The organism is Burkholderia sp. Ac-20379 (assembly GCF_017104645.1).
Taxonomy (GTDB): Bacteria; Pseudomonadota; Gammaproteobacteria; order Burkholderiales; family Burkholderiaceae; genus Burkholderia.
In genome coordinates, this window is sequence record NZ_JAAGPF010000445.1 from 1 (window position 1) to 4,599 (window position 4,599).

The window sequence follows — 4,599 nt, forward strand, 5'->3', positions numbered from 1 at the left end:
TCGCCGCTGACCACCCGCATCGCCAGCGACGTGCCGCTCGCGCGTGCGCTGCGCACCGGCGACACGGTGCCGTTCGAGGTCGCGCTGCCGCGCGTGCACGTGTTCTCGCGCGGCACCGGCGCCCGCCTGAACCGCGATACCGGCGCGGCCAGCGCGCCGGCCCGTTCCCGCGCGGCCGCCTGAGCGCCGCGCGTTTCACCCGATCCGAACCCAACCCAGGACACGACATGGATAGACACAGCGTGACATGGTCCGGCGCGATGCCGGCCATCACGACCCCGTTCGACGCAGCGGGCCGCCTCGACGACAACGCGCTCGGCGCGTCGATCGAGCGGCATCTGTCGCTCGGCGCGACCGGCATCGTCGTCGGCGGCTGCACCGGCGAATTCTGGGCGATGAACGCGGACGAGCGCGCACGCCTGTTCGCCGCCGCCAAGCAGGCGATCGGCGCGCGCGGCACGCTGATCGCCGGCACCGGCTGCGTCGACATCGACGGCACCGTGGCGCTCTCGCGCGAGGCGCAGCGGCTCGGCTGCGACGGCGTGCTGATCCTGCCGCCGTACTTCGTCAAGCTGACCGACGACGAAATCTTCGCGCACTACCGCGACGTGACCGGGCAGCTCGATCTGCCGGTGATGCTCTACAACATCCCCGGCAACGCCGTGAACGCGCTGACGCCGGCGCTGGTGGCGCGGCTCGCGGCGCTCGAGCAGGTGGTGGCCGTCAAGGAAAGCTCGGGCGACTGGAACAACTTCTACGCGACGCTGATCGCGGTGCACGACCGGCTGCGCGTGTTCTGCGGGCCGTCGTCGGTGTTCGGCGCGCCGGCCGTGCAGCTCGGCGCGGACGGCCTGATCGACTGCTTCCCGAACGTGTGGGACGCGGGCGGCCAGACCTTCTTCGAGGCGGCCCGGCGCGGCGACGCGGTGCAGGCCGCGGCGCTGCAGGCCACCGGCCGCCGGCTGACCGACCTGTTCACGAGCGAGGGACGCACGCTGTATCCGTCCACCAAGGCCGCCATGACGATGCTCGGCATCCCGGGCGGCGGGGCGCTGCGCACGCCGCTGCGCCCGCTCGGCGACGCGGCGCTCGCGGGGCTGCGCCGCGGGCTGGCGGCGGAAGGCCTGCTGTGAGATCCGGCGCGCCGGCCGCGCCCACCATTCAATGAGGAAACCCGAGAACATGAACGCGATCAACCCGATCAACCGCACGCCGGCCGAGCCGGTCGAGCTGTCGGTGAAATTCGGCAACCACATCGGCATCGGCCCGAACGGCAACCTGTGGGTGGACGGCTGCGATGTGCAGGCGCTCGCCGAGAAGCACGGTGCGCCGCTCTACATCGTGTCGGAGAACGAACTGCGCGAGCGGTATCGCGCGTTTCGCGACGGCTTCCTGGCCCACTATCCCGAGGTCGAGATCCTGTTCGCGAACAAGTCGAACAACGGCCTCGCGATCCGCCACATCCTGAATCAGGAAGGCGCGGGCGGCGATTGTTTCGGCGTCAACGAGATGTACATCGCGCTGCTGGCCGGCACCGATCCGTCGAAGCTGGTGCTGAACGGCTCGAACAAGCAGGACGAGGAACTGGAGATGGCGATCGCCAACGGCATCTGCATCAACATCGATGCGATGGACGAGCTCGACCGCATCGACGCGATCTCGCAACGCCTCGGCCTCAGCGTGGGCATCGGCATTCGTCTCAAGCTCGACCTGGAGCCGCTGGCCGGCCGCACCGGCGTGGCGATGCACGGCCCCGGCACGCTCAAGGAGCAGAGCGATTCGACCAAGTGGGGCATGACGCGCGAACAGACCGCCGAGATCGTGCGGCGCGCGCAGGCGATGCCGAACATCGTGCTGAAGGAAACCCATTTCCACCTGAGCCGCATGTCGAACGACCCGGAGAACTTCGCGATCATGGCGCGCGAGATGATCGTCTGGTCGGCCTGGCTGCGCGACGCCACCGGCTGGATTCCGCCGTGCATCGACATCGGCGGCGGCTGGACCTTCGGCAAGTGGTACGGCACCGGCCCGAACGCGCAGATCGACGACGACCGCGCGCCGACGCCCGAGATCTACGGCAAGCTCTGCGGCGACGCGATCCGCCAGGAAGCCGAGCGCCAGGGCCTGCCGCTGCCGAAGCTGCGCATCGAGCCGGGCCGTGCGATTTCCGGGCCGTCGGGCGTGGCGGTGGGGCGCGTCGGCGCGATCAAGCAGGGCGCGAGGAAGAAGTGGGTGAACCTCGACCTGTCGACCAACCACCTGTCGTGGGCCTCGGCGCTCGACTGGTATTACCACGCGGTCGCGGTGCGCGACACGGCGCGCGAGGCCGTGGATGCGGTCGATCTGGTCGGGCCGCTCTGCAATTCCGACGAGCTTGGCACGCAGCGCAACATGCCTGCGCTGGCGCGCGGCGATTTCGTCGCGTTTCTCGATGCGGGTGGCTACACGGAATCGAGCGCGGCGCGCTACAACGCGCAGTTGCTGCCCGAGACGGTGCTGGCGGCCAACGGCGTGGCCGAAACCATCACGCTGCGCGAGCAGTGGCGCGACGTGGCGGGGCGCTTCCGGGTGCCGCCGCGGCTGCTGGCGGCGTCGTTCGGCGGCCGGGACTGAGTACGGAGCGGACGCCGCGCGGCGAGGCCGCGCGGCAGGCACGGCGGCGGGACGCATCGGCGCCCGGCACGCCGGAGACGGAGGAGAACGGATGGATCTGGGAATTGCAGGACGTCATGCCGTGGTATGCGGCGGCAGCAAGGGGCTCGGCTTCGCGGCGGCGACCGCGCTCGCGCGCGAGGGCGTGCACCTGACGCTGGTGGCGCGCACCGCGGCGGCGCTCGACGAGGCCGCCGCGCGCTTGCGCGGCGCTTACGCGGTGGAGGTCGCGACGGTGGCGGCCGATCTGGCGACGCAGGCGGGCCGCGAGGCGGTGCTGGCGCAGCCGCGCGCGGTGGACATCCTGCTCGCCAACCCCGGCGTGCGGCAGGTGCCCGAGGATTTCCGCACGCAGACGCGCGCCGATTGGGACGGCTGGATGGAATCGCACTGCTACGCCTCGCTCGAGCTGATCCGCGCGCTGGTGCCGGGCATGTGCGAGCGCCGCTTCGGGCGGATCGTCAACATGTCGGTCAGTTTCATCAAGTTTCCGCAGGCCGGCTTCGCGGCCAGCCACGCCGCGCGGCTCGCGCTGGCCGGTGCGATCGCCGCGATGGCGCGCGAGCTGGTGCCGCACAACGTGGTGATCAACAGCGTGTGCCCGGGCCTGTTCGAGACAGATGCGCTGATCACCAACCTGCACGGCCACGCCGCGCGCGGCAACACCAGCTACGAGGCGATCGTCGCCGACCGGCTGCGCAACTGCCCGGCCGGCCGCTTCGCCGATCCGGCCGAATGCGGCGACCTGATCGCGTTCCTGTGCAGCGCGCAGAACGGCTTCATGACCGCGCAGAACATCGTCAACGACGGCGGCGTCTACCAGGGGCTTTTCTGATGAGCGATGCTATGGCTTCGCCGGGCCGTCATGCCGGGCGGGTGGTGATGGTGTCGGGCGCGTCGCGCGGCATCGGCGCGGCGATCGCGCGGCGGCTGTTCGACGACGGCTACACGCTGTCGCTGGGCCTGCGCCGGCCCGAGGCGTTCGCGCTGCCGGGGCTGGCGGGTTCGCCGCGCGTGCATCTGTCGGCCTACGACGCGAGCGAGCGCGACGCCGGCGAGCGCTGGACCGCCGAGACGCTGGCGCGGTTCGGCCGGCTCGATGCGCTGGTCAACAACGCGGGCACGCTGCTCGAGATGGCGTTCGACTCGGATCCGGAGGAGGCGGCGCTCGACACGATGTGGGAAGTGAACGTGAAGGCGCCGCTGCGGCTGTTGCGCGCGACGCTGCCCGCGCTGAAACTGGCGGGCGACGGGCGCGTGGTCAACGTGGCCTCGACCGACGGCAAGCGCTATCGGCCGACCGTGTCGATCGGCTATTCGATGACCAAGCACGCGCTGATGGCGCTCACGCACGCGGCGCGCTTCGACGGCTGGGCGCACGGCGTGCGCGCGACGGCGCTGTGCCCCGGCGCGGTGGATACCGAGCTGATCGCCAACCTGCCGGGCGTGACGCCGGCCGCCGAGCGCTTGCGGCCGGAAACCGTGGCCGACGCGGTGGCGTTCGTGCTCGGGCTGCCGAACAACGCGGTGGTGGCCGAGCTGGTGCTGAACACGCGGCTCGAAGCGTCGCTCTGAGCGGCGGCGGGCGCGCAGGAAGGACAGGACAACCGGAACCGAAGGGCTATGAGCGAAACCGTTCCAATCGAATTCGAAGGCAGCAAGCTCGATGCGCGCCGCGGCGAAACCCTCGCCGCGGCGCTGATCGCGCATGAGATCCGGCATTTCCGCACCACCGCCGAGGGCCAGGCGCGCGGCGTGTTCTGCGGGATGGGCGTGTGCCAGGAGTGCCTGGTCGAGATCGACGGCGTGCCGAACCGGCGCGCCTGCATGACCAAGATCGACCGGCCGATCTCGGTGCGGCGCGGCAGCCAGCGCGCGCCGTGCATGACGGCGCCCCCGGCCGCGGCGATGGCGGCGGATGCGCCGGCGATCGCGCTGCGCACGCCG

General features: G+C 71.2%; 5 protein-coding genes and 1 pseudogene. All 6 read left to right on the forward strand.

The genetic code is table 11. The annotated features are described in order from the left end of the window. A pseudogene (locus G3N92_RS31035) lies at window positions 1-183 on the forward strand (sugar ABC transporter ATP-binding protein); the annotation flags it as partial. Window positions 184-227: 44 nt separating this feature from the next. Further along, entirely contained in the window at window positions 228-1,133 is a 906-nt protein-coding gene (locus G3N92_RS31040) for a dihydrodipicolinate synthase family protein (RefSeq protein WP_206131364.1), read from the forward strand. A gap of 49 nt (window positions 1,134-1,182) precedes the next feature. Beyond that, window positions 1,183-2,613 (forward strand): diaminopimelate decarboxylase, encoded by a 1,431-nt coding sequence (locus tag G3N92_RS31045; protein WP_206131365.1) that lies wholly within the window; start codon window positions 1,183-1,185, stop codon window positions 2,611-2,613. Window positions 2,614-2,704: 91 nt separating this feature from the next. Next, complete coding sequence (locus G3N92_RS31050) at window positions 2,705-3,487, forward strand: SDR family oxidoreductase (protein WP_206131366.1); 783 nt, start codon at window positions 2,705-2,707, stop codon at window positions 3,485-3,487. Further along, window positions 3,487-4,227 carry an SDR family NAD(P)-dependent oxidoreductase gene (locus tag G3N92_RS31055; protein WP_206131367.1) on the forward strand — a complete coding sequence of 247 codons (741 nt, stop codon included), beginning with the start codon at window positions 3,487-3,489 and terminating at the stop codon, window positions 4,225-4,227. Before G3N92_RS31050 ends, G3N92_RS31055 begins: the two co-directional genes overlap by 1 nt. A gap of 48 nt (window positions 4,228-4,275) precedes the next feature. Beyond that, window positions 4,276-4,599: (2Fe-2S)-binding protein (locus G3N92_RS31060; protein WP_206131368.1), on the forward strand; the 324-nt coding region annotated here is incomplete at its 3' end.

Coding starts and splice junctions, on each gene's coding strand:
- G3N92_RS31040 (WP_206131364.1), top strand. CDS start 228: ATGGATAGACACAGCGTGACATGGTCCGGCGCGATGCCGGCCATCACG.
- G3N92_RS31045 (WP_206131365.1), top strand. CDS start 1,183: ATGAACGCGATCAACCCGATCAACCGCACGCCGGCCGAGCCGGTCGAG.
- G3N92_RS31050 (WP_206131366.1), top strand. CDS start 2,705: ATGGATCTGGGAATTGCAGGACGTCATGCCGTGGTATGCGGCGGCAGC.
- G3N92_RS31055 (WP_206131367.1), top strand. CDS start 3,487: ATGAGCGATGCTATGGCTTCGCCGGGCCGTCATGCCGGGCGGGTGGTG.